General features: G+C 59.1%; 25 protein-coding genes. 15 read left to right on the forward strand and 10 right to left on the reverse strand.

What is annotated here, in order from left to right:
* Positions 1 to 52: 52 nt before the first annotated feature.
* Genes AB1A64_RS18215 through AB1A64_RS18235 form a run of 5 tightly spaced genes read left to right on the forward strand, consistent with a single transcriptional unit; the run spans position 53 to position 5,999 of the window.
* On the forward strand, positions 53 to 1,120 hold the full coding sequence (locus AB1A64_RS18215) for a hypothetical protein (RefSeq protein ID WP_366552923.1): 1,068 nt from the start codon (positions 53 to 55) through the stop codon (positions 1,118 to 1,120).
* Positions 1,121 to 1,160: 40 nt separating this feature from the next.
* Complete coding sequence (locus AB1A64_RS18220) at positions 1,161 to 2,108, forward strand: ABC transporter permease (protein WP_366552925.1); 948 nt, start codon at positions 1,161 to 1,163, stop codon at positions 2,106 to 2,108.
* Positions 2,105 to 2,920, forward strand: coding sequence for an ABC transporter permease (locus tag AB1A64_RS18225; protein WP_366552927.1), 816 nt, complete (start codon positions 2,105 to 2,107; stop codon positions 2,918 to 2,920). The genes AB1A64_RS18220 and AB1A64_RS18225 overlap by 4 nt, the downstream gene beginning before the upstream one ends.
* Positions 2,917 to 4,515 carry a dipeptide ABC transporter ATP-binding protein gene (locus AB1A64_RS18230; protein ID WP_366552928.1) on the forward strand — a complete coding sequence of 533 codons (1,599 nt, stop codon included), beginning with the start codon at positions 2,917 to 2,919 and terminating at the stop codon, positions 4,513 to 4,515. Before AB1A64_RS18225 ends, AB1A64_RS18230 begins: the two co-directional genes overlap by 4 nt.
* A 32-nt stretch (positions 4,516 to 4,547) precedes the next feature.
* Positions 4,548 to 5,999 (forward strand): aldehyde dehydrogenase family protein, encoded by a 1,452-nt coding sequence (locus tag AB1A64_RS18235; protein ID WP_366552930.1) that lies wholly within the window; start codon positions 4,548 to 4,550, stop codon positions 5,997 to 5,999.
* Positions 6,000 to 6,002: 3 nt separating this feature from the next.
* On the opposite strand, the gene pncB is transcribed toward AB1A64_RS18235, so the two are convergent.
* Positions 6,003 to 7,295 carry a nicotinate phosphoribosyltransferase gene (gene pncB, locus AB1A64_RS18240; RefSeq protein ID WP_366552932.1) on the reverse strand — a complete coding sequence of 431 codons (1,293 nt, stop codon included), beginning with the start codon at positions 7,293 to 7,295 and terminating at the stop codon, positions 6,003 to 6,005.
* Between the two features lie 166 nt (positions 7,296 to 7,461).
* Between pncB and AB1A64_RS18245 the strand changes: the two genes are divergently transcribed.
* Complete coding sequence (locus tag AB1A64_RS18245) at positions 7,462 to 7,995, forward strand: hypothetical protein (RefSeq protein ID WP_366552934.1); 534 nt, start codon at positions 7,462 to 7,464, stop codon at positions 7,993 to 7,995.
* Here AB1A64_RS18245 and pncA read toward each other — a convergent pair.
* A complete protein-coding gene (pncA, locus tag AB1A64_RS18250; protein WP_366552936.1) occupies positions 7,992 to 8,585 on the reverse strand; it encodes a bifunctional nicotinamidase/pyrazinamidase in 594 nt (197 codons plus the stop codon). The two genes, AB1A64_RS18245 and pncA, sit on opposite strands and share 4 nt — an antisense overlap.
* A 117-nt stretch (positions 8,586 to 8,702) precedes the next feature.
* Here pncA and AB1A64_RS18255 point away from each other — a divergent pair, with 117 nt between their 5' ends.
* Positions 8,703 to 9,608, forward strand: a complete 906-nt coding sequence (locus AB1A64_RS18255; protein ID WP_366552938.1) for a rhodanese-related sulfurtransferase — start codon at positions 8,703 to 8,705, stop codon at positions 9,606 to 9,608.
* Positions 9,609 to 9,683: 75 nt separating this feature from the next.
* Positions 9,684 to 10,187 carry a potassium channel family protein gene (locus AB1A64_RS18260; RefSeq protein WP_366552940.1) on the forward strand — a complete coding sequence of 168 codons (504 nt, stop codon included), beginning with the start codon at positions 9,684 to 9,686 and terminating at the stop codon, positions 10,185 to 10,187.
* Positions 10,188 to 10,191: 4 nt separating this feature from the next.
* Here the strand turns inward: AB1A64_RS18260 and AB1A64_RS18265 are convergent, their stop codons facing one another.
* Positions 10,192 to 10,521 (reverse strand): hypothetical protein, encoded by a 330-nt coding sequence (locus AB1A64_RS18265; RefSeq protein ID WP_366552942.1) that lies wholly within the window; start codon positions 10,519 to 10,521, stop codon positions 10,192 to 10,194.
* Between the two features lie 182 nt (positions 10,522 to 10,703).
* On the opposite strand from AB1A64_RS18265, the gene betB reads away from it, so the two are divergent.
* The 3 genes from betB to AB1A64_RS18280 all read left to right on the forward strand — a co-directional run bounded on the left by betB (position 10,704) and on the right by AB1A64_RS18280 (position 16,086).
* The gene (gene betB / locus AB1A64_RS18270; RefSeq protein ID WP_366552944.1) at positions 10,704 to 12,158 is read left to right on the forward strand and encodes a betaine-aldehyde dehydrogenase; all 1,455 of its coding nucleotides are present in this window, start codon (positions 10,704 to 10,706) and stop codon (positions 12,156 to 12,158) included.
* Between the two features lie 146 nt (positions 12,159 to 12,304).
* Complete coding sequence (locus tag AB1A64_RS18275; RefSeq protein ID WP_366552946.1) at positions 12,305 to 14,746, forward strand: FAD-dependent oxidoreductase; 2,442 nt, start codon at positions 12,305 to 12,307, stop codon at positions 14,744 to 14,746.
* Positions 14,743 to 16,086 (forward strand): MmgE/PrpD family protein, encoded by a 1,344-nt coding sequence (locus tag AB1A64_RS18280; RefSeq protein WP_366552948.1) that lies wholly within the window; start codon positions 14,743 to 14,745, stop codon positions 16,084 to 16,086. Before AB1A64_RS18275 ends, AB1A64_RS18280 begins: the two co-directional genes overlap by 4 nt.
* A gap of 65 nt (positions 16,087 to 16,151) precedes the next feature.
* Here the strand turns inward: AB1A64_RS18280 and AB1A64_RS18285 are convergent, their stop codons facing one another.
* Genes AB1A64_RS18285 through AB1A64_RS18305 form a run of 5 tightly spaced genes read right to left on the reverse strand, consistent with a single transcriptional unit; the run spans position 16,152 to position 20,786 of the window.
* Positions 16,152 to 18,296 (reverse strand): hypothetical protein, encoded by a 2,145-nt coding sequence (locus AB1A64_RS18285; protein WP_366552950.1) that lies wholly within the window; start codon positions 18,294 to 18,296, stop codon positions 16,152 to 16,154.
* Positions 18,293 to 19,162: a flagellar motor stator protein MotA gene (motA, locus tag AB1A64_RS18290; protein WP_366552952.1), complete on the reverse strand. Its 870-nt coding sequence runs from the start codon at positions 19,160 to 19,162 to the stop codon at positions 18,293 to 18,295. The genes AB1A64_RS18285 and motA overlap by 4 nt, the downstream gene beginning before the upstream one ends.
* Positions 19,163 to 19,200: 38 nt before the next feature.
* Entirely contained in the window at positions 19,201 to 19,776 is a 576-nt protein-coding gene (locus AB1A64_RS18295; RefSeq protein WP_366552954.1) for a hypothetical protein, read from the reverse strand.
* On the reverse strand, positions 19,773 to 20,279 hold the full coding sequence (locus tag AB1A64_RS18300; RefSeq protein WP_366552956.1) for a DUF6468 domain-containing protein: 507 nt from the start codon (positions 20,277 to 20,279) through the stop codon (positions 19,773 to 19,775). The genes AB1A64_RS18295 and AB1A64_RS18300 overlap by 4 nt, the downstream gene beginning before the upstream one ends.
* Positions 20,280 to 20,288: 9 nt before the next feature.
* The gene (locus AB1A64_RS18305; protein WP_366552958.1) at positions 20,289 to 20,786 is read right to left on the reverse strand and encodes a flagellar basal body-associated FliL family protein; all 498 of its coding nucleotides are present in this window, start codon (positions 20,784 to 20,786) and stop codon (positions 20,289 to 20,291) included.
* 119 nt (positions 20,787 to 20,905) lie between these two features.
* Between AB1A64_RS18305 and fliF the strand changes: the two genes are divergently transcribed.
* The 4 genes from fliF to fliP are packed head-to-tail and all read left to right on the forward strand — an operon-like array spanning position 20,906 to position 24,102.
* Positions 20,906 to 22,495: a flagellar basal-body MS-ring/collar protein FliF gene (fliF, locus tag AB1A64_RS18310; RefSeq protein ID WP_366552959.1), complete on the forward strand. Its 1,590-nt coding sequence runs from the start codon at positions 20,906 to 20,908 to the stop codon at positions 22,493 to 22,495.
* Positions 22,495 to 23,091, forward strand: coding sequence for an ABC transporter ATP-binding protein (locus tag AB1A64_RS18315; RefSeq protein ID WP_366552961.1), 597 nt, complete (start codon positions 22,495 to 22,497; stop codon positions 23,089 to 23,091). Before fliF ends, AB1A64_RS18315 begins: the two co-directional genes overlap by 1 nt.
* Positions 23,084 to 23,371 (forward strand): FliM/FliN family flagellar motor C-terminal domain-containing protein, encoded by a 288-nt coding sequence (locus AB1A64_RS18320; protein ID WP_366552963.1) that lies wholly within the window; start codon positions 23,084 to 23,086, stop codon positions 23,369 to 23,371. Before AB1A64_RS18315 ends, AB1A64_RS18320 begins: the two co-directional genes overlap by 8 nt.
* On the forward strand, positions 23,371 to 24,102 hold the full coding sequence (gene fliP, locus AB1A64_RS18325) for a flagellar type III secretion system pore protein FliP (protein WP_366552965.1): 732 nt from the start codon (positions 23,371 to 23,373) through the stop codon (positions 24,100 to 24,102). Before AB1A64_RS18320 ends, fliP begins: the two co-directional genes overlap by 1 nt.
* A 4-nt stretch (positions 24,103 to 24,106) precedes the next feature.
* On the opposite strand, the gene AB1A64_RS18330 is transcribed toward fliP, so the two are convergent.
* Together AB1A64_RS18330 and AB1A64_RS18335 are read right to left on the reverse strand one after the other, a co-directional pair.
* On the reverse strand, positions 24,107 to 25,558 hold the full coding sequence (locus AB1A64_RS18330) for a HAMP domain-containing sensor histidine kinase (RefSeq protein ID WP_366552967.1): 1,452 nt from the start codon (positions 25,556 to 25,558) through the stop codon (positions 24,107 to 24,109).
* On the reverse strand, positions 25,555 to 26,292 hold the full coding sequence (locus tag AB1A64_RS18335) for a response regulator transcription factor (RefSeq protein WP_366552969.1): 738 nt from the start codon (positions 26,290 to 26,292) through the stop codon (positions 25,555 to 25,557). Before AB1A64_RS18335 ends, AB1A64_RS18330 begins: the two co-directional genes overlap by 4 nt.
* Positions 26,293 to 26,338 lie beyond the last annotated feature (46 nt).

Genomic DNA, 26,338 nt, shown 5'->3' on the forward strand with positions numbered 1-26,338 from the left:
GGTCCGGGGCCGAAACCGGCCCCGGATCACCTGTTCCCGAGTGAGCCTGAAAATGAATTTGGTCCGTTTCTTGTGTTTTGTTGCTGTGACTGCCTGCCTGTGCGCGCTGGGCGGCAAGGCGCAGGCGCAGAATGTGCTGGATGGCGGGCTCGGTGCGTTGGTCGGCACGCCGGAAAACCCGCTAGAGGTGGGGATCGGAATCCGTATCGATCAGGTTACCAGCGTGGATCAAAAGGCCGAGAATTATGGTGCCGTCGTTGTTCTGCGCGTCGAATGGACCGACCCGGCCCTGGCCTTTGACCGCGACGCCGTCGGGCGCGACATTCAGGTCTTCAATCCTAGCGCGCTGGCCGAACATGCCGCAGAAATCGGGGCGGTTGTTCCGGCCTTTGTCATCCACAACCAGCAGTCCAACAAATGGATACACGAATCCGCCGCCTCGCTGCGCTATGACGGACATGTGGTCTATGTCGAGAAATCCTCGCTAACCTTGCAGGCGCCGCATTTCGATTTCCGCAAGTATCCGTTCGACACGCAGGAGTTCTTCTTCGAAGTCGTCTCGATCTTTCCGTCCGAATACGTGTCTTATTATCCGTTGCAGGAGTATTCCGGCTTGGGCGATTTACTGGGCGAGGAAGAGTGGGTGTTGGACAACCCACAGGTCCTGCATTCCACGGTCATCGGGCTGTCGGGTCGGGACAGCGATCAGGTCGCGCTGGCGTTTCAGGGCCATCGGCACCTGACCTACTACGTCATCCGGGTGTTCCTGCCAATGTTGGTTCTGATTTCGGTGGGTTGGGCGCTGTTTTTCCTTGACGAATATCGCCGCCGGATCGAGATCGCCGGGGGCAACCTGCTGGTTTTCGTAGCCTTTAACTGGGCCATTTCTGCCGATCTGCCCAAGCTGGGTTATCTGACGTTTCTGGATTTCGTCTTGCAATGCATGTTCCTGATGACCGGGGCCCTGATCGTGTTCAACGTGGCTTTGCGCAAGATGAAAGTGTCCGGGCACGAGGACGGGGCCAGAAAGCTGGACAATTACGCGATCAAGTGGATTTACCCGCTGGGCTATGCGGCCATCGTCGGCTACGCGATTTTTGCCTATCTGTTGGTGCCTTAGGTGCTGGACCCGCGCAGTATGTGAACCTAACGTGGCCTCAATGCTGCGCTATGCCCTCAAACGTCTGATATCGCTGGTCATCAGCCTTGTGGTCGCCTCGGTCGTCATTTTTGCGGTGATCGAGGTGGCGCCGGGCGATCCGGCCTCGTTCATGCTGGGCGTTAACGCGCAAGAGGACACACTGGCCGCACTGCGGGCCGAGCTGGGGTTGGATGGGTCCAAGGTCCAACGTTATTTCAATTGGGTCGGCGGTATGATGGTGGGGGATTTTGGGACCTCTTACACCTATCGCACACCGGTGTCGCAGATGATTTCAGATCGGATGTGGGTGTCACTGCCCTTGGCGCTTTATGCGCTGACGTTGTCGACCCTGATTGCCTTCCCAGCCGGGATCTATGCCGCCGCCCGTCGTGGCAAGCCGGGGGATCTGACGGTGATGGGGACGACGCAGCTGGGCATCGCGGTGCCGAATTTCTGGTTCGCGATGATGCTGGTACTGATCTTCGCTATCAACCTGCGCTGGTTCAACGCTGGCGGGTTCGCGGGTTGGGACAAGGGCGTCTGGACCGGTCTGCATTCGCTGACATTGCCCGCCATTGCGCTGGCCTTGCCGCAGGCGGCGATCTTGGCGCGGGTCATGCGGTCTTCGCTGCTGGATATACTGGGCGAAGATTTCATGCGTACTGCTCGTGCCAAGGGGTTGTCACGCCGTCAAGCACTGTGGCGGCACGGTGTGCGCAACGCGCTTATCCCGGTTCTGACCATCATCGGGCTGCAGTTCTCGTTTCTGCTGGCCGGGTCGATCATTATCGAGCAGGTGTTCTATCTGCCCGGTCTTGGTCGGTTGGTGTTTCAGGCAATCTCGGCCCGCGATCTGATCGTGGTGGAATCGGTGGTCATGCTGCTTGTCTTTGCCGTCATCACCGTGAATTTTCTGGTCGATCTTGCCTATGCCGCCGTCGACCCAAGGCTAAGGGGCCGGTCATGAGCCGCAACTTGCTCCTCGGCGCGGTATTGTCGTCGCTGGTCTTGCTGGCGGCGCTGATGTCCTTTGTCTGGACGCCCTATGACTATGCAGCGCTGGACATTCCCAACAAATTGCAACCGCCCAATGCACGGCATTGGTTCGGTACGGATCATTTCGGGCGCGACATGTTCTCGATGATCATGGTGGGTGCGCGCACGTCCATCGCGGTGGCGCTGGTGGCGGTTGGGATCGGTATGGCGCTGGGTGTGCCGCTGGGCCTGACGGCGGCAGCGCGCAAGGGATCGTGGCTGGATGAAGTGATCATGCGCGGCAATGATCTGGTCTTCGCCTTTCCCTCGCTGGTCATCGCCATTCTGATCACTGCTGTTTTCGGGGCAGGTGCGATTAACGCGATCATTGCGATCGGAATTTTTAACATCCCCGTATTTGCCCGCATCACCCGTGGCGCTGCCCTGTCCCTTTGGGAACGCGAGTTCATTCTGGCCGCGCGTGTCTCGGGCAAAGGTGCGGCGCGGATATCGGCAGAGCATATTCTGCCCAATGTTGCGAACCTGCTGATCGTGCAAGGCACCATTCAGTTCTCGCTGGGTATTCTGGCCGAGGCAGGCTTATCTTATGTCGGCCTGGGTGCGCAGCCGCCTACACCCAGTTGGGGTCGGATGCTGGCCGATGCGCAGACAATGGTTAGCTTTGCCCCGCATTTGGCTCTGATTCCGGGGCTGGCGATTATTGTCACTGTGCTGGGACTGAACCTGTTAGGCGATGGTCTGCGCGATTGGCTTGATCCTAGAATACGGGTGGCGCGCGCATGAGCTTGCTGGAGATCGAAAACCTGTCTCTGACCATTCACGAGACCGAGATTCTAAAGCGGGTCAGCTTGCGCATTGGTGCCGGACAGATTGTTGCCGTGACCGGTGAAAGCGGATCGGGCAAGTCGATGACCGCGCTGGCCGTGATGCAATTGCTGCCAAATGGCGCAAAGACAGAGGGCGCAATCTGGCTGGAACGTCAGAATCTGCTGAAACAGTCTGAACGCGAAATGTGCGCCCTGCGCGGGGCCGAGATTGGAATGGTGTTTCAGGAACCCATGACCGCCTTGAACCCGGTCAAAACCATTGGTGATCAGGTGATGGAGACCATCCTGATCCACAAGGCCATGCCGCGCACCAAGGCGCTGGCCCGCGCACAAGAGGTTCTGAGCCGTGTTGGTTTGCCCTCTGACCGGTTCCCGCTGTCACGATACCCGCATGAACTGTCCGGCGGTCAACGGCAGCGTGTGGTGATCGCCATGGCAATCGCACTGCGCCCAAAGCTGCTGATCGCGGATGAGCCGACAACCGCGCTGGATGTGACGACACAGGCGCAGATACTCGACCTGCTCAAAGGGCTGGCGCGCGAATATGGCATGGGGCTGCTGATGATCACGCACGATCTGGCCGTGGTGGCTGACATGGCCGACCAGATTGTCGTGATGCGTCATGGTGAGGTTGTCGAAAGCGGTGCAACCACTGACCTGCTGCACAATATGCAGCACCCCTATACGAAGATGCTGTTTCAGGCCTCGGGGCATCAGGTGTCGCTGCCTGAACTGATTGAGCACCGGCCTTTGCTGGAGGTGAGAAATGTCGTGCGCGAATTTCGCTTGCCCCGAAACGGTCTGTTCAAAAGGCCAGATCACCACCGCGCGGTTGATGACGTCAGCTTTACTTTGAACCAGGGTGAGCGGTTGGGGCTGGTCGGAGAGTCTGGTTGTGGAAAATCGACCCTAACACGGGCAATTATGGGTTTGGAAGATGTGCAGAGCGGTGAGATTTTACTGGAAAACCAGCCGGTCTTTGCCGGTCACAAGCCGAACCCCGCAGTGCGACGCAAGATGCAGGTGGTGTTTCAGGACCCCTATGGCAGTTTCAACCCGCGCCATCGCGTCGCCCGCCTGATCACCGAGCCGTTTCACCTGTTGGACACCCCACCCACCGGCACGGAGCGGCAAGACCGTATCGCCGAAATGCTGACTGCCGTGGGCCTCAGCCCGGATGATGCGAGCAAATACATCCATGAATTCTCAGGCGGGCAGCGGCAGCGGATTGCCATCGCCCGCGCCCTGATCATCCGCCCCGAACTGATCCTGTTTGATGAGGCGGTCTCGGCCTTGGATGTATCCGTCCGGGCGCAGATACTGGATCTGCTGGCCGAGTTGTGTACCACCTACAACCTGACGTATCTGTTCATCAGCCACGATCTAAGTGTCGTACGGACGATCACGGACCGGGTGATGGTGATGCAGGCGGGCAGGATTGTTGAACAGGGTGAGACCGAACAGGTATTCTCGTCCCCGCAGCACGCTTACACTCGAACCCTGATCGATGCTGCACCGGTCTTGCCTGATATCGGTGCAAATGTCGCATAAATCCTTTATTAGAGCCTAAAATGGAGGTCAAAATGTCCAATCCTCTCTGGTTCAATCCCGGTCTTTGCCTGATCGGCGGCGAGTGGGTCGCGCCTGTGTCGCAGCAGACGATTCCGATGATCAACCCGTCAGACGGGTCCGAGATTTGCCAGATCGCCCGCGCCGATGCCCCAGATATCGATGCCGCCGTAAAGGTCGCCCAAACGGCGTTGGATGGGGACTGGGGGCGAAAAACGGCGTTAGAGCGGGGTCGCATACTGACCCGACTTGGCCAGCTGGTGTTGGAGTGCGTGGAGGACCTGGCGCAGCTTGAGGCGATGGATGTGGGCAAACCGCTGACCCAGGCGCGCGCGGATGCGGTGGCTCTGGCGCGGTACTGCGAATTCTACGGCGGCGCGGCGGATAAGGTGATGGGCGAGACGATCCCCTACTTGGACGGCTACACCGTGTACACGCTGCGCGAACCGCACGGGGTGACCGGGCATATCGTGCCGTGGAACTACCCAATGCAAATCATCGGCCGATCAGTGGGCGCGGCTTTGGCGATGGGCAACGCCTGTGTGCTGAAACCAGCGGAAGAGGCTTGTTTGACTGCGCTTGCCTTTGCCCATCTGGCGCAACAGGCAGGCCTACCTGCCGGAGCGCTGAACGTGGTGCCGGGCTTGGGGGCCGAGGCCGGGGCGGCATTGTCGGCGCATCCGGGCGTGCAGCATATCTCATTCACAGGGTCAGTTGCCACAGGCGCGCTGGTGCAGCAGACGGCGGGGCGCAACGTGGTGCCGGTGACGCTGGAATTGGGGGGTAAATCGCCACAACTAGTATTTGACGATGCCGATCTGGATTCAGCGCTGCCGTTTTTGGTGAACGCGGGTATTCAGAATGCCGGGCAGACCTGCTCGGCCTCGTCCCGCATTCTGGTGCAGCGTGGGGTGTATGAGCAGGTCAAAACCCGCATGGCAGCCGCTTATGCTGATCTGACCGTTGGTCCAGCACCCGAAGATTTGCGGGTTGGCCCTCTGATCTCGGCACGTCAGAAACAGATCGTCGAGGGGTTTTTAGCCAAAGGCGCGGACCTTAACATCGCAGGACAAGGGCGTATCGTAGATCATGCACCCGGCGAGGGGGCATATGTGCAGCCAACTCTTTTTGCCGATGTCCCGTCAGATCACCTTCTGGCTCGGGATGAGATATTTGGCCCGGTGCAGGTTCTGATCCCCTTTGAGACCGAGGAGGAGGCGGTTCAGATCGCCAACGCCACCGAATACGGGTTGGTTGCCAGCATCTGGACCCGCGACGGTGCGCGGCAGATGCGGTTGGCGAAACAGCTGCGCTCGGGTCAGGTGTTCATCAACAATTATGGTGCAGGGGGCGGGGTCGAGCTGCCCTTTGGCGGCGTCGGCAAATCTGGTCATGGCCGCGAAAAGGGGTTCGAGGCGCTTTACGGGTTCTCACAGGTGAAAACCGTGGCGGCTTACCATGGTTAGGGTCTAAACAATCACTTCGATCGACTGTTGCGCACCCACACCGAAGACGCGCTTATAGCGCTCGATCTCATCCTTTGGGCCCATCGCTTTTTCCGGATTGTCCGACAGTTTCACAGTTTGGCGGCCGTTGGCAGATACCGCCTTGCAGACCAGTGAGAACGGCGCCAGCGCGTCATTCGGCACAAGTCCACGGAAATCGTTGGTCAGCAGGGTGCCCCAACCAAATGACACCTTCGTGCGATGAGCGAACTGGCTGTGCAGCTCATGGATCTTGTCCACGTCCAGCCCGTCCGAAAAGATTACCCGCTTTTGCAGCGGGTCCTCACCGCGCGATATCCACCAGTTAATAGCATTCTCGGCACCCGCCGCCGGATCGCCACTATCGACACGGATACCGGTCCAGCCTGCCAGCCAGTCGGGCGCATTGTCCAGAAAGCCCTGCGTGCCATAGGTATCGGGCAGAATGATGCGCAGGTTGCCGTCATGTTCCTCGTGCCAGTCGCTGAGGACGTCATAGGGGGCCTGCGCCAGTTCGGTGTCGGATTCCGCCAGCGCGGAATAGACCATGGGCAGTTCATGGGCATTGGTGCCGATCGCCTCAACCTCGCGCCGCATCGCGATCAGGCAGTTCGAGGTGCCGGTAAACGCGGGCCCCAGCCCTTCGATCATCGCCTGCACGCACCAGTCCTGCCACAGGAAGGAATGCCGCCGACGGGTGCCGAAATCAGCAATGCCCAGCCCATCGATGCTGCGCAATTGATCGATTTTTTCCCAAACGCGTGTCATGGCGCGGGCATAAAGCACCTGCAGTTCGAACCGGCGCATATTGTTCAGAACGGCCCGGGATCGCAGCTCCATCAGCACCGCAAGCGCCGGGATTTCCCACAGCATGACCTCGTGCCATTTGCCCTCGAAGGTCAGTTCATACTGATCGCCTTTGCGCTCAAGGTGGTAGGGCGGTAGGCGCAGATTCTCGAACCACTCCATGAAATCCGAGCGGAACATCTGCCGTTTCCCATAGAACATATTGCCGCGCAGCCAGGTGCTTTCACCCCGGCTGAGGCTCAGCGAGCGGATATGATCCAGCTGTTCGCGCAGCTCGCCTTCGTCGATCAGATTGGCCAGAGGAATGTGATTCGACCGGTTGATCAGCGAAAAAACCACATCCGTTTGGGGCTTATTTCGAAACACTGACTGGCACATCAGCAGTTTGTAGAAGTCTGTGTCGATTAAAGACCGTACAATCGGGTCAATCTTCCATTTATGATTGTACACGCGCGTCGCAATATCGACCATGGCAGAACTCCTGCGATTTCTGTTGTTAGATCAATAGGTGCATGAATTGGCAAGAGTCGCTAGATTGAAGACAATGACAAGGTGAGGTCACAAATCGAGCATATTGTGTAATCTTTTCATTGGTTAGTGAAAAGAAGGGGTTGGAAGAACAAGGTTTAGTTGGTGAATGGGTCTCGAGTACGACTTTGATATTGTAGCGATTGCGCCTGATGAAGTGGATCCGGAACATGGCATGGCTGCCGTGACGGGCCACCGCGCCGTTCGCGCGACCTTTCGCAACACTCAGACCGTTGAGGCCTTGCACAGTGCGTCCCCCAAGATTCGTCGAATTTTTCTGGAATCGGGCTTCAGCCTGGAATCCAAAGGCGGCAGCCTTCCACACGGTTATTTCCTGTCCGAAGATGCGCATGATCGTGAACGCATCCTGAAACGGCTGTTTTCGAATATCCGCAATATGGGTGTTCAGGGGGAATATTGTGGTGATTTCGACTTTTGGCATTTCCTGGACGACGTAAGGCGGGCACGCCCCCGGGCAGATGCGACCCGCGAGTTGCAGGAATTGACGCCAAGCCCTCAAGCGCCTGATGTGGTCAAACCAAAACGACGCTCGGTTCAGGGGCGTATCGGGTTTGCGCTTGGTCTGGCCGTGGTTGTGATTGTCGTACTGAGATATCTGGCGTCCGAGGGGTCTGCCCCCTAAACCAGGGTAACGCCCGCTTCCCGCATCGCGGTTTCTGCGGCGGCCAGTGATCCATCCATATCGATAGCTCGGCACGCATCCATTCGGACCGTGACGTCAAAACCCAGACGTGCTGCGTCGATTGCGGAATAGTACACACAAAAATCAGTGGCCAAGCCGACGAGCGTCAGTTTCGTGATTCCGCGCGACTTAAGATACCCCTCCAACCCTGTTGGTGTTTTCTGGTCATTTTCGAAAAACGCCGAGTAGCTGTCGATACCGCTACGAAAGCCCTTGCGGATGACAAGATCGGCATGGGTGTTCAGATCCGGATGGAAATTGGCGCCCTCGGTTCCCTGAACGCAGTGATCCGGCCAAAGTACCTGCGGGCCGTAGTGCATTTCCGTCATGTCAAACGGGTTCTTGTCGTCATGCGACCCGGCGAACGACGAATGGCCCGCCGGATGCCAGTCCTGCGTCAGGATCACGGCATCGAAATCGTCCATCATGGCGTTGATCGGGGCCACGATTTCATCCCCTCCGGGTACGGCCAGCGCGCCGCCGGGGCAGAAATCGTTCTGGACGTCGATTACAAGCAGGGCGTGGGTCATCGCGGTTTCTCCTCAGGTTGCTCTATCGGTAGGGCGCGCAGGCCCAATCGTCAATCTGGCTGCGAAGCGTCAATTCGATCCCTTGCGACTCTGTTCCTGCAGGTTTAGACCGCGCGCATGTATACGATCGCTGCTCTCTATCACTTCACCCGTTTCCCGGATCACGCTGCCCTGCGTGAGCCTTTGTTAGACCTGTGCCGTGCGCAATCTGTCAAAGGCACGCTGCTGCTGGCGCAAGAGGGGATTAATGGTACTATCGCCGGCCCCCGCGCCGGGATCGATGCGGTACTGGCGCATATCAAGACGCTGCCTGGCTGTGCCGATCTGGACTGGAAAGAGGCCACCGCCGATCGTCCCCCATTCGGCAAGATGAAAGTGCGCCTGAAGAAAGAGATCGTGACCATGGGGCAGCCGGATATCGATCCGCGCGCCCGTGTCGGCAACTATGTCGAGCCAGAGGATTGGAACGATCTGATCCGCTCGGACGACGTGGTGGTGATTGACACTCGCAACGATTATGAGGTGGCGATTGGCACGTTTGAAGGCGCAATAGACCCTGAAACAGCCAGTTTTCGTGAATTCCCGGCGTGGTGGGAAGAGAACAAAGAGCGGTTCCACAACAAGCGCGTCGCTATGTTCTGCACCGGTGGTATCCGCTGTGAGAAATCCACCAACTTCCTGCTGGGGCAAGGGGTTGAGGATGTGTATCACCTGAAAGGCGGCATCCTGCGCTATCTTGAGGAAATGCCAACTGATGACAGCACCTGGCAGGGTGAGTGTTTTGTGTTCGACAACCGCGTTTCAGTTGGTCACGGGCTGGTCGAAGGGCCGCATAACCTGTGCCACGGTTGCCGCCGCCCGATCCTGCCTGAGGATATGAAGCGCGCCGAATACGAGCATGGCGTATCCTGCCACCAATGCGTTGGTGAAACCTCTGAGGCCGACAAAACGCGGTTCCGCGAGCGGCAAAAACAGATCGTTCTGGCGCGTCAGCGCGGGCAAGAGCATCTGGGCGTCGACTAACTCTCTGATAAATAAGGTTGCAGGCGCAGGTCGGAATGCCGATCATTGAGCCTGTATCACCGTATCGGAGGTTTCATGCACCGCGACCCGACAACTCTGGACGAGTGGAAATCGACCTTGGTCGCGGCTCTGGGTCTGGTGATCGTCAGTTTTGTTGCATGGTTTGGTCTGTCGCGGCTGAGCGAGACCACGGCTGGCGACACAATAGGGACGGCAACAACCGTAGGGTTGACGATCTGGCTGGTGTCGCAGACCTGGTACTACATGACCCAGGTGAAATCCCCAAAGCGTCAGCTGTTGCTGATGGGGATCTCCTTTATTCAGGTCGTGCCGTTCCTGTTCGCGGCCGTTTACGGCTCGTTCGGGTATAACGATCTGTGTGTGGTCGGGGCCAAAGGGCCGTCAGACGTTCTGTATTTCTCATATGTCACATTTACGACGGTTGGGTTCGGAGACCTGCACCCAGCTGGCCTGTGTCGTGGTCTGGCCGTGGCTGAGGCAATCACCGGGTATATCCTGCTGGGCCTGTTCGTTGCGGCGGCCGTGGGCATATACGCGCGCGGGCACAACCAGAACTGATCGGTCACTTGTTGTGGTCGATCCACAGGGACATTGCGTGCTTGTCGCGGAAACACTCAGATGGGATCGGCCTGTGTTTACTGCGCGAAATACGCTCGGCAAAGGCCACCTGCTTGCCTGAGGGGTAGTTGGCAAAGGGTGACGGGTCGTGCGGTTTATGCGCCGATATCCAGGCCGACATCGATTGCCGGTCTCGCTGTGCCTCGACCGGGATTTCCAGCGCCGACTGTTCGGCAATGGCGCGGGCATAGCGCATCTGCCGGTCCGTGACAGGCAGCAGGTGATAGTCGTTTGACGGGCCGCTCGGGGCGGAATTTCGCAAGTTCTGGGCCATCGGATGTTCCCCTGACTATGTAGAACATAAATGGAACATTAACTTTTCATTTCAAGAGAGAGGGCTGCGACTCGGCAGGATATTGCCTGTTGCGGCTTTTATTGACTGGCCAATCAATAAAAGCTAAGTCCGCAGACAACGCTCTTTGCCCGACGCGGGTGCAATCAAGAAAAGGACGCGGCATGAAGTTTCAGCCCAAGGCCAGCCATTTCATCAATGGCGAATATGTCGAAGACACCAATGGCGCCCCCATCGACGTCATCTACCCGGCCACTGGCGAGGTTATCGCGCGGCTGCATTCCGCCACGCCTGAGATCGTAGATCAGGCTCTAAACAGTGCTAAAGCGGCGCAAGCGGAATGGGCCGAGATGTCCGGAACTGAACGTGGCCGGGTGCTGCGCCGCGCCGCCGATATCATGCGCGAACGTAATCGTGAGCTGTCGATCCTCGAAACCCACGACACCGGAAAACCCCTGCAAGAGACCTTGGTGGCCGATGCAACCAGTGGTGCCGATGCGCTTGAATATTTCGGCGGGCTGACGGCGTCGCTGACGGGTGAGCATATCCCGCTGGGCGGTGGCGATTTCGTCTACACTATTCGCGAGGCGCTGGGTGTCTGCGTCGGTATCGGTGCATGGAACTACCCAACACAGATTGCCTGCTGGAAGGGTGCTCCAGCGCTGGCCTGCGGCAATACCATGCTGTTCAAACCCTCCGAGACCACGCCTCTGTCGGCTTTGCAAGTGGCCGAGATCCTGATCGAAGCTGGCGCGCCCAAAGGTGTGTATAACGTGGTGCAGGGCTATGGCGATGTAGGTGCGTCACTGGTGACCGATCCGCGCGTGGCCAAGGTATCGCTGACCGGGTCCGTACCGACGGGCCGCAAGGTCTATGCCGCTGCGGCGGATGGCATGAAACACGTGACCATGGAATTGGGCGGCAAGTCCCCAATGATCGTGTTCGACGACGCCGATATCGAAAACGCCGTATCGGGTGCGATTTTGGGCAACTTCTATTCCTCGGGCCAGGTCTGTTCCAACGGTACCCGCGTGTTCGTGCAGAAAGGCATTAAAGAGGCCTTCCTGTCCCGCCTGTCCGAACGCCTGGCGACTGCGAAAATCGGTGATCCGCTGGATGAAGAGGTCAATTTCGGCCCCATGGTCAGCGAAAATCAGATGAACATCGCGCTGGGCTATATTGAAAAGGGCAAGGCCGAGGGCGCACGTCTGGTTTATGGCGGCGCGCGCATCGAAGCCAACGGCTTCTACATGCAGCCCACCGTGTTTGCCGATGTCACCGATGATATGACCATCGCTCGCGAAGAAATCTTTGGCCCGGTCATGTCGGTGCTGGATTTCGATACCGAAGAAGAGGTCATGGCCCGCGCCAATGACACCGAATTTGGCTTGGCCGCCGGTGTGTTCACCAACGATCTGACCCGAGCCCACCGCATTGTGGCCGGGTTCGAGGCGGGCACCTGCTATATCAACACCTACAACCTGGCCCCGGTCGAGGCACCGTTCGGCGGGTCGAAAATGTCGGGTGTCGGACGTGAGAATTCGAAACTGGCGATCAACCATTTCAGCGAGATGAAGACGGTTTATGTCTCGATGAACGATGTCGAGGCGCCGTATTAACTCACCTCTGCGTGAAAATTATTCATGCTGAGAATACTCTGTTCCCGACATTTCGCGTCGGGAACAGAGCATAAGCCACCTTTGACCTGTGGCTGACTTTCCTGAAAGGGTGCTGTTCATGCGCCCACCAGCAGGAGGTCACACCCATGAAAACCCACGCCCAGGCCGTTGTGATCGGAGGAGGCCTTGTCGGCTGCTCGATCCTTTATCATCTGGCCAAGCTCGGCTGGACCGACGCGGTGTTGCTGGAACGGGATGAGCTGACCTCGGGTTCAACCTGGCATGCGGCGGCGAATATTCACGGGCTGCACGACAACAACAACATCACGCGCATCCAGCATTATACGATGAACCTGTATAAAGAGCTGGAGAAGGAAACCGGTCAGGGCTGCGGTGTGTTTCAGCCGGGATCGTTGTATCTGGCGCAGACCGAGAACCGCGAGCATCAGCTGCGCCTGCAAGAGGCCAAGGCAAAATTCTACGGCCTGAACTTCCACGAAATCAGCCGCGAACAGGCCAAGGAACTGCACCCGCTGGCGCAGTTCGATGACATCCGCTGTATCATGTACGAACCCGATGGCGGCAACGTCGATCCTTCGGGGGTGACCATGGCCTATGCCGCGGGCGCGCGCGCCATGGGGGCCACAATTGAGCGGTTTTGCCCTGTAATAGGGACTGAACAGCAACCCGATGGTTCCTGGATTGTCCGCACTGAAAAGGGCGAAATTCACACGCAATGGGTGGTCAATGCCGGGGGTCTGTGGGGGCGGGAAGTCGCGGCGCTGGCCGGGATCGAACTGCCGCTGCAACCGACCGAGCACCAGTATTTTGTGACAGAAGCAATTGAAGAGGTCGCCAATCTAGGTCGCCGTCTGCCCTCGATCGCTGACCGGGACGGCGAATACTACTTCCGGCAGGAGGGCAACGGGCTGCTGATCGGCGCCTATGAAAAGGACATGAAGTTCTGGGCTGAAAACGGCACACCATTGGATTTTGCCCATGACCTGTTCCCCGATGATCTGGACCGGATCATGGAAAACGTGATCCGCGCCACCGAACGTGTGCCGGTGGCGGCAACGGCGGGGGTCAAACGGGTGATCAACGGCCCGATGATCTGGTCGCCGGATAGCAATGCGATCTGGGGGCCGGTGCCGGAACTGAAGAACTATTTCTGCTGTACCGGTATCATCCCTGGCTTTTCGCAATCCGGTGGCCTCGGGCTGTTGGCGGCGCAATGGATGGTCGAGGGCGAGCCGCAATATGACATGTTCGCCTGGGATCTGGCGCGGTTCGGCGACTGGGCCGATAAGAAATTCACCAAGGCCAAGGTGGAGGATGTCTATACCCACCGTTTTGCTATCCATTTCCCGAACGAAGAACGCAGCGCTGGCCGTCCGGCCCGTGTGCGCCCGGCTTATGAAATGCAAAAGCAGATGGGTTGTGTGTTCGGCCTGAACTGTGGCTGGGAACACCCCTTGTGGTTCGCCGATCAGCCCGGTGCGACCGAAACCAACGGCTTCACCCGCCAGGACTGGTGGCAGCCTGTGGGCCGCGAGGTACAGATGCTGCGCGACCATGTGGGCGTCATCGATATCTCGAACTTCGCCAACTACGTGATCAAGGGGCCGGGCGCGCATGACTGGCTGGACCGTTTGGTGGCCAATCGGGTGCCGACCGAAGTGGGGCGGTCCTGCCTGACACCGCTGATCTCAGTCCGAGGCGGCGTGGCCGGTGATTTCACCATCACCAAAGTGGCCGAGGACGAATACATGATGATCGGCTCTGGCATGGCGGAACGCTATCATCAGCGGTTTTTCAACATGATCGATCTGCCTGAAGGCACTACGTTCGAGGTTGCCACCAATCGGATTGCGGGCTTCAACGTAGCGGGACCAAAATCGCGCGACCTGCTGCAACGGCTGACCAACGCAAACCTGTCGAACGAGGCTTTCCGTTTTATGCGGTCCCAGACCATCGAAGTGGCCGGGGTGACCTGTCTGGCCATCCGCGTTTCGTTCACCGGTGATCTGGGGTGGGAACTGCACTGTGCCGAATCCGATCAAATCAGGCTCTATTCTGCGCTTTTAGATGCGGCGAAAGATTTGAATGGCGGCCCGGTTGGCGGTCGCGCGTTGGGATCGTTGCGTATTGAAAAGGGGTACGGCTCGTGGGGCCGGGAATATTCTCAGGAATACTGGCCGCAAGAGGTCGGGTTGGCCGGCCTGATCAAACTGGACAAGGATTTCCTGAACAAAGACGCCTATCTGGCTGTTAAGGATAACCCCGCCCGCGAAATGCTTTCGATCTTTGAGGTTGATGCCGTTGATGCCGACGCCACCGGTGGCGAGCCGATATTCATGCCAGACGGGACACCCGTGGGCCGCGTGACCTCGGGCGCGTATGGCTATTCGGTGAGTAAGTCCCTGGCCGTCGGATATGCCGACCCCAAGGTGGCTGGCCCCGGCGATACGGTCGAAATCTACATTCTGGGCAAGCCGCACACCGCCAGAATCCTCTCGGAACCGCCGTTCGATCCCAAAGGTCACAAGCTGCGCGATGTTCAACCGGTGGCCGAAGGCGTCTCATGACCGGAACCTCCGCCCGCGTTGCAGATTTTGCCCTGAACTGGTCTGCCGAGCAAATGCCCGACAGCGCCAAGGAAGCGGCGGCGCTGATGATGCTGGACACGATGGGCATCCTGATCGCCTCTGGCCCGATGGAGGCCGGGGTGATCGCGCGCGACACGGCGGCCTTGCTCTATGGCAGCCCTGATCCGGACTACAGCGCCCGTATGATGTTCGACGGGCGTCCGGTCAGCATGGCCGGGGCGGCTTATGCGGGGGCGACCCAGACGGATAACCTGGATGGGCATGACGGCTATAACCCGACCAAGGGGCATATTGGTGTCGTGGTTTTGCCCGCATTGATCGCCATGGCCGCCCATCGCCCGGATCTGACGGGCCCCGAAGCACTGGCGACGGTGATCACCGGCTATGAAATTGCCGGGCGAGCGGGGCTGTCGCTGCACGCCTCGGTCAGTGATTATCATACGTCGGGCGCGTGGAATGCTTTGGGCGTGGTGGCGATGGCCGCCCGGTTGCGCGGCCATTCGCAGGATCAGATGCGGCAAGCGATGGGCATCGCCGAATATCACGGCCCCCGCAGCCAAATGATGCGCGAGATTGCCAACCCAACGATGCTGCATGACGGATCGGGTTGGGGTGCGCTTGTCGGAGTTTCAGCCGCTATTCTAGCCGAGCGTGGCTTTACCGGTGCACCCGCCATCACAATCGAGGCCGAAGCAGCCGCGCCCCATTGGGCCGATCTGGGTCAGTTCTGGCAAGTCGAGCATCAATACGTGAAACCCTATCCAATCTGCCGTTGGGCCCATGCCGCGATTGACGGTGTCCGGGCGGTGATGCGGGACAATGATCTGTCTCATGCGCAAATCCGGACCATTCAGATCAATACATTCCATCAGGGGGCCTGCCTGTATGCCGGAATGCCGGACACGACCTCTCAGGCACAGTATTCGCTGCCCTTCGCGGTGGCTGCACAGGCCCTATACGGTCGGATCGGGGTCGAGCATATTTCTGGTTCCGGTCTTTCTGATCCGGCGGTGGCCGCGCTGATACCCCGTATTCACGTGGCCGAGAGTGACCGCCACAACTCCCGCTTCCCCAATGGGCGTTGGGCCGATGTCAGTGTCGAAACTACGGATGGGCAGATTTTCGACTCCGGAGATGTCCACGCCCGAGGCGGCCCCGAGGCCGCCATCAGCCGGGAAGAAGTGATCACCAAGTACTTGGAATTCGCAACGCCAGTCATCGGCCCGACCCGTGCCGCGGCAATTCGGGATGCCATTTTGGGCTGGGTCGCGCCGGACTCTCGGATGTCTGACTTGTCTCCGTTGATATTTGATCCTTAGAACATGTGTCGCTTACGTCGCGCGTGTCGACAAAAATCAGAAAAGTATCCGCGTTAGAGCCGTATTCACGGCTGGCCCAACACGGCAAACAACTCCGCAATCCTGTTGCGGGTTTCCGCGCTGTCCCGCAGAAGGTTTTCCGCGTCGGCCAGGGGCGTTTCAGGAAGCCGGGCTGGTGCTGCTGTTAGACTTTGGGATGTCTGGACGACCTGATCGAATTTGGCCTGATATTCCAAATTCACTTGCTCTGGTTGATCGGCCAACCAGAACAGGCGGTTTGCTTTATCCTCACGGCCTGAGTTGCGCATCAGATCACCCGCCGCCGCAAAATCATCTGCTGCAATCAGGGCTTCAGCCCGCAGTACAATCGCGGCGTCCGTCTGATCATCGTCCAGTTCCAGCATCGCCTGATGCGGGCGCTGATCCAATAGCGCGGCCCTGGCCCGCAAACGGGCACGCTCACCCCGCCTCAGCCTGTCCTGAGGACGCTTTGCTAGTGCGTATGCCTGTCGTGAAAACCCAAGCTTTGCTAGTCGGTCAGCAACGGCAATGGCTGTGTCGGTTGTTAGATTTTGGGAATGCTTATGTGACAAGATCAGGACGCGGCGCAAAAAGGTGGCATCATCGGCGCGTTCGGTCAGAATAACCACCGTACGGTTCAGCGCGTCCGCGAGTTCCGCATCCTCTGACAGCTCTGCCGCCAAATCCAGAGAAGCATCGAATTCCTGACTTAGGCTTAGCGCGACCATATGAGTTTGTTGCATCAAGGGGCCGATGTCAGAACGGCGAAACTCAACCGTGTAGGATTCCGCCAGATCCAGTTCCTGAGGAGAGATCGCGCCACGTTCCAGCCAACGTTTGTCGACCAGTCGAGCCAGCGCCAACGGCGCCTCAAGCGTGGCGTCTGACGCTTCGATCGCTTCAGTCAGCAAGGCTTCGGTCCGGGGGGAGTCACCTTCAGCTGCTGCAACCTTGGCCTTTGCCTGCGCGACATTTGCGCTGGTTTGCGTCTTGACGCGATCGACCGAGCGCAAGATCCGCCGGGCGGCTTCTAATTCGTTCCCGTCGACCAGAATGCCCGACAAGGCCGGGCCGACATGGCGCCGCAGATGGTCCGGAAGGCGGGCAAAAGACTGCTCGATTGCCGTCAGATTGGCGTCCCCTTGCAGGTGGCCTTCACTCAGCGCCGCCCACATGGCGGCATCGCCCTCGCAACGCTGCAAGCCCTGGAACGGATTGTCTTCGATCCGCGGCCCAACATCCAGAACACGCGCAATGGCTGCGATATGTTCGGTTTCCAAAGATCGCTCGCCCAGCAGGTCCAACGCCCGGATCGCTTCGGCGCCAAACCCGGAATGCGCGTATAGCTTTGCGAGTTTCAGCGCGCTGTCTTTGTCGATGGTATCGAATTCTTGGTACAGTTCTGACCGAAGCTGCGCGGCTTGTTCTGGAAACGGGCGCTCGTCAGACCAACTGTCAAAAGCCAGCTCGGCGCTGGATATGCAGGGCGGACGCCGTTCCACTTTTGGAACATCTGGACCCAAAAGCCCGTTCAAACCGTCCAAAATCGAAGTCACTTGAACATTCAATTCAACATCGGCTGGCACATACAGGCTTTGATTCCCGTTGGATGTGCGTGGCCCCACCGGCGCAATGTTCAGATCAATGATTCCGCGGTCCGCCCCCTGCAGCAGCCGGGTCGAAAGCTGGTCTTCGAACCCGTTCGCGTTGAGGTTCAACAGTGGCAGAGCCAGCGCATCAATGGTCTGCTCCGGGCCTGTCGTTTTGATTGTTTTTGGGGTTTTGGGCAGAACCGGGGCCGGAATATCGCTGGTGAGCGGCGGCAGGAAGGTGCCGGGCGCGATATCGACCACAATCATCGTACTTTTGAAAAGAAAGGCCGTGGCGACACAATCGCAGCCGAACTCCAGTTCCAGCGCTTCGCCCGGTTCGGCCTGCGAAATCGCGGCAAGTCGGTTTTGCGTCAGACGCTGGAAAACCGAGCCGGTTCGGTATGTCACATCCTTCAGCGCGACGTTCAGGCGTGCGCCGTTTTTCGTCTGTTTCAGAATCCAATCGGTGTCTTGAGGCACTTGAACCACCAATCTGGTATAGCCTTCATGCTCACCCGAGCGCACCGTCAGATTTTGCGCTGCGGCTCCGCTGGCCCCCAGGATGAACGCCGAGAAAAAGATTGCAAACCGGGTCATGCGGCTGCCTGTTTGAGCTCTTTCAACGCCTCTTCCAACTCGGTGAAATCAGGGCGGTTGTGGGTTGGAGTGTTCTGACGCCCAACCTCAATGCACATGGCGGCATTATGGTTGTGCAGATTGGCAACCAACACCTCTTTGATCAGCTGGTAGAAGTGGTTGTCCTCTTCGACGACAGCTTTCAGTTTTCCCGCAAAAGGTCCGACCAGGCCATAGGCCAGAAACACCCCAAGAAAGGTCCCCACCAGAGCGCCGCCGATCAATTTACCCAGCACTTCGGGGGGTTGGTCAATCGAACCCATCGTCTTGATCACGCCAAGAACCGCCGCAACGATGCCCAAGGCGGGCAGGCCATCCGCAACCGTCTGTAAGGCGTGGCTGGAATGCATGGCATGGTGAAAATTCGCTTCCATCCGCTTTTCCAGAACTTCTTCCACCTGATGCGGATCATCATAGTTCATCGACGCGGCGCGCATTGTATCGCAGATCAGGTCAACGGCCTCTTTATCTGCCTGAATTTTCGGGTAAGCCGAGAACAGAGAGGAATTTTCCGAGTCTTCGATATGTTGCTCCACCTCGACCGGGTTGGCCTTGGCAATACGGATCAGCGAAAACAGCAGGCACAGCAGGTCGCGGTAGTCCTCGGGCTTCCATTTTGGCCCTTTGAACACTTTGCCCATGTCTTTGACGGTGTGTTTGACGGCGCTCATGTCATTGCTGATCAGGAAAGCGCCAACAGCGGCACCGCCGATCATCATCATTTCAAAAGGAAGCGATTTCAAAATGATGGTCATTTTGCCGCCCGCAGCCAGATAGCCGCCGAACACCATGGCGAAAATGACGACAATTCCGATTATTCCGATCATGGGTGATCTCCAGCAAAATCCTGTGCGGTGTTAGAGTTTTATTCCTGTGGGGCGGCGGCGTTGCGGCCTGCCATTATGACGCTGATGGTATAGGCGGCTTCGGGGCGCAGCCCGGCCAGAACACCAGCTGCCGCATCGGGCGGCATGCGAGACAGGAATCCGGCGGCAAAGCTTGGGTCCATCGTCTCAAACAACGCCGCGGCATCCTTGGGCTTCATGCTTTGATAGACATCCGTCAGGCGTGTCAGATCGGTCTCAGCAGCTTTTTCGGCAATGGCGAGCGTCGCGCGCAGGGCCTCCTCGGCCTCTTGCAGGGCAACCAGCCGCGTTTCGATCGCCTGATCCGCAATGGCCAATGCCTTTTCCTTGTCAAGCGCTACCGCCTCGCGCTTTTTCAGCGCTTCTTCCCGGCGCAGCAGTTCGGTCAGCAGGACCTGTGCGCCGGGCAGATCGGCCTGTGCGTGTTTGACTTTGGGGGCAGAAGGTTCGGCAGTTTTTGCCAACGCTGGCCCTGCTTCCAGCCCAAGACGAATCGCGGCAGACCCGATCATCAACAAAGAGATGACCGCCAGCACGCCACCTTTTGGGCGCCTATCGACTTTCCGGTGGGTCATGTTGCAGCTTCACCCTGAGCGCGATCGTGCCGGAAGAACATCAAGCCGCCTGGCCGCTTGGCCTGTTCTGGGGCGGTTGCGTCCATTTTTGGCTTCTCGGGCGTTTCGATCGTTTCAGCGACCTCATCCGACTCAGCTACGGTGGATTCCGCCTGTTCCTCGAGTGTGGCGCTGATGTCTTCTTCGGGGTCGGTCGACTGGTCGGGATTGTCTGGCGATGGAACGACGTCGTGCATCGAAGCCATCATCAGCTCTAACCGTTGCGCCACCGATTCGGCCCGCTGCGTCAGCTCTTTCAAATCCGCACCGGACTGGTCCGAGGTTTCTCGTGCGGCACTCAGGGATTTCTTCAACTCTTCCGCCTGAGTCGACAGAACAGCAACCGCGCCGCCTACGCCTTTTTCCAGATCGGTGAAGCGTTTCAGCCGTCGGGACAGCACGAAACAATACAGACCCGCACCCAGCGCGCCGGCGACTAGCAAAATATCTGCAATCAGCTCCAACTTCGCCTCCTAGTTCAATACGAATTCCATCACGAGAACGTCGCGCACGCGGCCTTCTCCGACGACGATCTCAATGCGGCGCAGCAGATGGCCGCGGATGCGCATCAGGGCCAGCGAATCTTCAAGGTCCGACACTTCGACCGCGCGTAGATACCCGTTCAGGATGTCCATGATTCGGGGTTTCATCTTTTCGACATCGGCGGCGTATCCACTGTTCACCTCAAGCTGAGCGTGAAATTTCAGATGCCGCGAATCGCCTGCGTTCAACGATACGATCACCGGCGGCAGATCGATGAACCCCACTTGCGGCAGTGCCTTTACAGCCTTGCCCTTATCCGTTTCCTTGATGTCTTCCATTGCGGGCTTGCCACCAAAAGGAAGCAAACCGGAGGTGGTCAGGAAATAGCCACCAGCCGCCCCGGCCACTGCCAGAATCACCCCTATGATCATCCCTTTTTTCCCAGCTTTTTCTGGTACTTCTGCCTGTTCTGCAGTCGCGTCAGTCATGACGTCCTCATTTGTCCGTTCTGCAATTGTCATAACCCGGCAGGGACTAACCGATTGTTAAGGGCAATCGTTCAAACAAGGGATGCGCCGGGCAGAATGTCGGCGAGTCGGAGGTGATCGTGCAGCAGATCGGAACTGTCTGGGCAAGTTTGGACAGGCGTAAACAATTCATCGTCGCCGGTGCAGTGGCGCTGGTTTTTCTTGGGGTCCTTGCGATGTCGCGGCTGGTCACAGCGCCGTCGATGACGCTGCTTTATGCCGGGCTGGAAAGCGGCGTGGCAGGGGATGTCGTCCGCTCGCTGGATCAGCGCGGGGTTCCTTATGAGATTCGGGGCGGTTCGATCTACGTGCCCGGATCACAGCGGGACGAGCTGCGCATGACACTCGCCAGCGAGGGGATGCCCGCCAACGGCAATCAAGGTTATGAGCTCCTGGATTCGCTTAGCGGGTTTGGCACCACGTCGCAGATGTTCGATGCCGCCTATTGGCGCGCAAAAGAAGGTGAGCTCGCCCGAACCATCGTTGGCAGCCCCCATGTCAGTCAGGCGCGTGTTCACATTGCCAACGGATCGACCAACCCGTTTCAGCGCAGCGTGGCGCCGACGGCCTCGGTCTATCTGGTGCCGTCGGGGGCGCAGATCACATCCGATCAGGCCAAGGCGATACGGTTTCTGGTGGCGTCTGCCGTCAGCGGCCTGGCACCCGAGAATGTCACCGTGGTTGATTCGAACGGGGCGGTGATCGGCGCGCAGGAGACCGCAGTCGCTGCTGATACGGCAGATGACAAGGCGCGCCAGTTGCGCGAGCGTGTGATGCGATTGGTCGAGGCGCGCGTTGGCACGGGCAACGCGGTTGTTGAGGTCAGCGTTGATACAGTGACCAAAACCGAATCCATCCGCGAACGCCGTTTCGACCCCAATGGCCGTGTTGCCATCAGCACCGATATCGAGGAACGCTCGGACAGTGCCCGCAACCAATCTGCCGATGTCACCGTGGCCTCGAACCTGCCGGATGGCGATGGCGCGGGTGGAGACGAATCGAATTCGAACGCGACGCAGACGCGGGAGCGGGTGAACTACGAGGTCTCGGAAACCGAATTGGAGGTTCACAATGCCCCCGGTGCGATCAAGCGTCTGACGGTTGCGGTTCTGGTCAACGGCACACGGTCCGTGGATGCGACCGGAGTCGAGACATTTGAGCCGATGCCCGAAACCGAGATGGAGGCCTTGAAGGAGCTTGTGGCCTCGGCCGTGGGGTTCGACGCCGAACGCGGGGACGTCATCACCCTGAAATCGCTGGATCTGCCGGTGGTAGAGCCGCAGGGCACAATGGCTGCGGCCTCGATCTGGCAAAAGGTTCATTTCGACGCGATGTCGCTGATCCAGATGGCAGTGCTGGCGATTGTCTCGCTTGTGCTTGGGCTCTTCGTGATTCGTCCGATCCTGACCAAACCGGCGATGACCCCGGCCTTGCTGTCCGCCGGGGCACCTCCTGAGCCCGAGGCCATTCTGACCGGCGAGATAGCGACTGACGAAAACGGGCAATTTACCGCGCTGCCGGGCCAGACCGCCGCTGGCGACGTCCCGGCGCTGGCCGCGCAGGCGGGCGCTGATCCGGTCGACCGGTTGCGGGCTATGATCGGCGATAAACAGGAAGAGACCGTCGAGATCCTGCGCAGCTGGCTTGAAGAAGGTGAGGAGCGTGTCTGATGTCGATTGCTCATCTTCTTGAGGATTTCACGCTGCAAGCCGGCGGCGGCAAGCTGCACCTGCTGGACGAGGACGCGCTGGAAGAACAGCGGCTGGCAGCGTTCGAGCAAGGTTATAGCGCCGGCTGGGAAGACGCGGTTCAGGCGCAGGAACAAAGCCGGGGTCAGGTCTCGGACGGGCTGGCCAGGTCGCTGGAGGATATGTCCTTTACCTATCACGAGGCCGTCACCCGAATGACCCTGTCGCTAGAGCCGATGTTCCAGAGCCTGGTGAACGCTGTCCTGCCCGAAACGCTGGATCGTGGATTTGCCGCCCGGCTGGCCGAACAACTGACCGATATGGCGCAGGAACAGATCGGCCAACCCATGCAGATCTTTGTGCCCGAAGGGCGCGCCACTGAAGTGGAAGCCCTGCTGCCGCAGGAGCTGTCCGCGCCTACCCGCGTGATCGAGGACCCCTCGCTGGAGCCCGGACAGGCCCGGCTACAGGTCGGTACATCCCAGCGAGAGGTGGATTGCAGCGGTCTGCTCGCCGCGGTCGCAGGGGCATTTGACGCATATGTATTTGAGGCAAAAGAGGCAGTGAACCATGAGTGACCCCCAGACCCCAAAACCCGAAAAAGCCAACCCGTTCGAAGCCGTCCCGATTGAGGTCACGGTCTCGGTCGGGCGTGCGCGCCCGCTGATCCGCGACCTGCTGAACATGGGTGAGAACGCCGTGCTGACGCTGGACAAGCGGATCGATGACCCAGTTGACCTGTATGTCGGAGACCAACTGGTCGCCCGCGGCCTGCTGGAAGAGATGGAGGGCGATCAGGCAGGCCAACTTGCTGTGCGCCTGACAGAGATTGCGGATTTGCAGAACGGGATCGGTTGATGCGGTGTCTGCTTTGGTTGGTTGTTGCGCTGGCGACGCTGTCCCCGTCCCTGGCTGCGGCGCAAGAGCTGTCGCTGTCATTGGGCGAGGGGGGGTTGATCTCGGCGCGGACCATCCAGCTGATCCTGTTGATCACAATCCTCAGCCTGGCACCTGGGTTGGCGATCATGGTCACTTGTTTCCCGTTTCTGATCACCGTTCTAGCCATTCTGCGTCAAGGGATCGGATTGCAGCAATCGCCACCGAACATGTTGATCGTCAGCCTGGCGATGTTCCTGACCTATTTCATCATGGAGCCCGTATTTTCCGAGGCCTGGGCCACCGGTATTCGACCGATGGTCGAAGAAACCATGGCGGTCGAACCCGCGTTACAGATTGCCATTCAGCCTTTCCGAGCCTTTATGGCCGCGCGGCTGGACCCGGATACGTTTCACGCGATGGCGGCCTTGCGACCTGGTGGCGACGCTATCGCCCTGACGCCCGAGGCGCCGCTCTCGATCCTGATGCCGTCCTTCATGCTGTCCGAGATTGCACGCGCCTTTCAGATCGGTTTTCTGATTTTCCTGCCGTTTCTGATCATTGATCTGGTTGTGGCCGCGGTACTTATGTCGATGGGAATGATGATGGTGCCGCCTGCGACGGTGTCTCTGCCATTCAAGCTGGCGTTTTTTGTCATTGCGGACGGTTGGTCGCTGATCGCCGGGGCGTTGGTGCGCAGCTATATGACATGAGGTATCACTGCCGGGTGATTTGCAGCCGCGCACGCAAGCCCTGATCCCCGGCCTCAAAACTGAGGGAGCCGCCATGCTGTTCGGCAATCGTGGCCACGATTGTCAGACCCAGACCGAACCCGTCTGAGGATCCGATGTTCGATCCGCGCCGGAACGGTGCCATCAGGTTTTCGATATCAGTGACAGACAGATCGGCACCCTTGTCCTCGACCGTGATGGTCGCGGTGCGGGCGTCGGTTTCCAGCTGCACCTCGGCATGGCGGCCGTATTTCAGGGCGTTGTCGATCAGATTGGTCAGCGCCCGTTTCAGAGAGATTGGCCGCCCCATCACCAGCATCCGCCGTGTTTCCGGCAATGATCCGTGCCCACGCCGGGACATGAAGACCGAGGGCGCACCTTCGACAGCGACTGGGGCGATTTTCTTCAGGGTAACAGGCAGGCCCATGTCCTGATAATCAGCGACCACAGACTCAACCAGCGCGGTCAGGGAAATCTGACGGGGGTCTTCAACGCTGAGTTCCGAGCGCGTATAGGTCAGCACGCTTTCGATCATGCCCGTCATCTGATCCACATCGGCCTCAAGCTTTTCGCGCAGCTCGTCATCCGCGATCAGGGCCGCGCGCAGGCGAACACGCGTGGCAGGGGTGCCAAGATCGTGGCTGACGCCGGACAAAACGGTGGCGCGTTTTTCAAGCTGCATGCGCTCGGCTTCCAGATGATCGTTCACGGCTGACACGATGTCGCGCAGTTCCACCGGGCCGTCGGCATCATAGCTGCTCGGCCCGCCCCGACGCCTGCGGTCGCGCAGGGCGTTGGAAAACCGGGTGAAGCTGTCCGAGACATTGCCGATCGATGTCAAAATGACCGCCAAAGCCACAATGGCGGCCAGAATTGCCGGCAGGCGCAGGTCGGCGGGGGCGGCCTTGCAGCCCCAGATATCGGTGCCGTCCACCTGCTGCCAGCCCCTGTGTCCTAACCGTGCGACCAGGATAGGCTCGCTGCAATAGGTGGCCAGAAGGCGGGTCAGATTGCCCATCTTCTCGGCCCCGGTCTGGTCAACGCGGGACAGAAGATCAGACACCGGATAAACCAGCCGGTCGGACATCACCGCGATTGTAAGTTCACGCCCGGCAAGGGGGGCGGTGTTGTCGGTCAGGATCGACAGATTGGTGACAAAGCTGCGGTCTGACAGGCCGGGCAGTTGCTCGAACCGCCCGGCATCGGCCAACTGCGCAGCTTCGCGGGACAAGGGGGTGATCGTGATCCCCGGCGGGGGGATTTTGCTGACCCGCAACTCTTCATAGACGGAAAACCCTGCGACATAGGCGCGGGTCAGAAAGTCGTCCCAGGCGCGGGCCGAAGCAAACCACAGCCCGGCGGAGAGTAGCCCCGAGGCAAAGGCGGCCCCTGTCCAGATCCAGCCCAGGCTGCGCAGGCGCGGCGCGCGCGCGGTCATGCGTCCTCTTCCACCGACACTTCGGCCGCAAAGACATAGCCGACCCCGCGTTCGGTACGCAGCATCTGCGGGTCTTTCGGGTTGACCTCGATTTTCGAACGCAACCGACCGACCAGCATGTCGATGGCGCGACCCTGCGCCTCGGGCTTGTCGGCGCTGCCGGTGACGTCCAGCGCAGCGGCGATCTCATCCCGGGTCAGGGGGATGTGCGGGTTGGCCAGCAAAACCTTGAGCAGCGCAGTTTCCCGTTGCGACAGAGGGACCAGGTAGCCTTCGGGGGAATGCACCTCATCCCGTTTGCCATCATAGGCCCAGTCGTTGAACCGAAAACTGTGCGTGCGGCGGCGATAGGCCAGCGACGGTGTGCGCCGGGCGCGTTGCATCACCGCACGAACCCGCGCCAGCATCAGCTGCGGGTTGAATGGCTTGGCGATATAGTCGTCGGCCCCGACCTCGTACCCCGCCATACGCTGATGGTCGGCGGACAGGGCCGAGACCAGAATGATCGGCACATCTTGTTCCACCCGCAGGCGGGCGCAGATCTCGACCCCGTTTTCATCCCCCAGCATCACATCCAGCAGGATCAGGTCGATTCGTCCCGCTGTCAGGTGGTTGCGGATTTCAGCCTCGGAACTGGCGGGCAGAGCGATGAACCCGTTCTGATGCAGGAACTGAGTCATCATCGACCGCATTTCAGGGTCGTCATCCACCACCAATAGTCGCGGAATGCTCACGCGGTTTGTCCTCCCAGTTTCTGCTCCTCCGACATCATCCATTGTA

The sequence above is a fragment of the Ruegeria sp. ANG10 genome (assembly GCF_040705255.1).
Lineage (GTDB): Bacteria > Pseudomonadota > Alphaproteobacteria > Rhodobacterales > Rhodobacteraceae > Ruegeria.

Coding starts and splice junctions, on each gene's coding strand:
- AB1A64_RS18215 (WP_366552923.1), top strand. CDS start 53: ATGAATTTGGTCCGTTTCTTGTGTTTTGTTGCTGTGACTGCCTGCCTG.
- AB1A64_RS18220 (WP_366552925.1), top strand. CDS start 1,161: ATGCTGCGCTATGCCCTCAAACGTCTGATATCGCTGGTCATCAGCCTT.
- AB1A64_RS18225 (WP_366552927.1), top strand. CDS start 2,105: ATGAGCCGCAACTTGCTCCTCGGCGCGGTATTGTCGTCGCTGGTCTTG.
- AB1A64_RS18230 (WP_366552928.1), top strand. CDS start 2,917: ATGAGCTTGCTGGAGATCGAAAACCTGTCTCTGACCATTCACGAGACC.
- AB1A64_RS18235 (WP_366552930.1), top strand. CDS start 4,548: ATGTCCAATCCTCTCTGGTTCAATCCCGGTCTTTGCCTGATCGGCGGC.
- pncB (WP_366552932.1), bottom strand. CDS start 7,295: ATGGTCGATATTGCGACGCGCGTGTACAATCATAAATGGAAGATTGAC.
- AB1A64_RS18245 (WP_366552934.1), top strand. CDS start 7,462: ATGGGTCTCGAGTACGACTTTGATATTGTAGCGATTGCGCCTGATGAA.
- pncA (WP_366552936.1), bottom strand. CDS start 8,585: ATGACCCACGCCCTGCTTGTAATCGACGTCCAGAACGATTTCTGCCCC.
- AB1A64_RS18255 (WP_366552938.1), top strand. CDS start 8,703: ATGTATACGATCGCTGCTCTCTATCACTTCACCCGTTTCCCGGATCAC.
- AB1A64_RS18260 (WP_366552940.1), top strand. CDS start 9,684: ATGCACCGCGACCCGACAACTCTGGACGAGTGGAAATCGACCTTGGTC.
- AB1A64_RS18265 (WP_366552942.1), bottom strand. CDS start 10,521: ATGGCCCAGAACTTGCGAAATTCCGCCCCGAGCGGCCCGTCAAACGAC.
- betB (WP_366552944.1), top strand. CDS start 10,704: ATGAAGTTTCAGCCCAAGGCCAGCCATTTCATCAATGGCGAATATGTC.
- AB1A64_RS18275 (WP_366552946.1), top strand. CDS start 12,305: ATGAAAACCCACGCCCAGGCCGTTGTGATCGGAGGAGGCCTTGTCGGC.
- AB1A64_RS18280 (WP_366552948.1), top strand. CDS start 14,743: ATGACCGGAACCTCCGCCCGCGTTGCAGATTTTGCCCTGAACTGGTCT.
- AB1A64_RS18285 (WP_366552950.1), bottom strand. CDS start 18,296: ATGACCCGGTTTGCAATCTTTTTCTCGGCGTTCATCCTGGGGGCCAGC.
- motA (WP_366552952.1), bottom strand. CDS start 19,162: ATGATCGGAATAATCGGAATTGTCGTCATTTTCGCCATGGTGTTCGGC.
- AB1A64_RS18295 (WP_366552954.1), bottom strand. CDS start 19,776: ATGACCCACCGGAAAGTCGATAGGCGCCCAAAAGGTGGCGTGCTGGCG.
- AB1A64_RS18305 (WP_366552958.1), bottom strand. CDS start 20,786: ATGACTGACGCGACTGCAGAACAGGCAGAAGTACCAGAAAAAGCTGGG.
- AB1A64_RS18315 (WP_366552961.1), top strand. CDS start 22,495: ATGTCGATTGCTCATCTTCTTGAGGATTTCACGCTGCAAGCCGGCGGC.
- AB1A64_RS18320 (WP_366552963.1), top strand. CDS start 23,084: ATGAGTGACCCCCAGACCCCAAAACCCGAAAAAGCCAACCCGTTCGAA.
- fliP (WP_366552965.1), top strand. CDS start 23,371: ATGCGGTGTCTGCTTTGGTTGGTTGTTGCGCTGGCGACGCTGTCCCCG.
- AB1A64_RS18330 (WP_366552967.1), bottom strand. CDS start 25,558: ATGACCGCGCGCGCGCCGCGCCTGCGCAGCCTGGGCTGGATCTGGACA.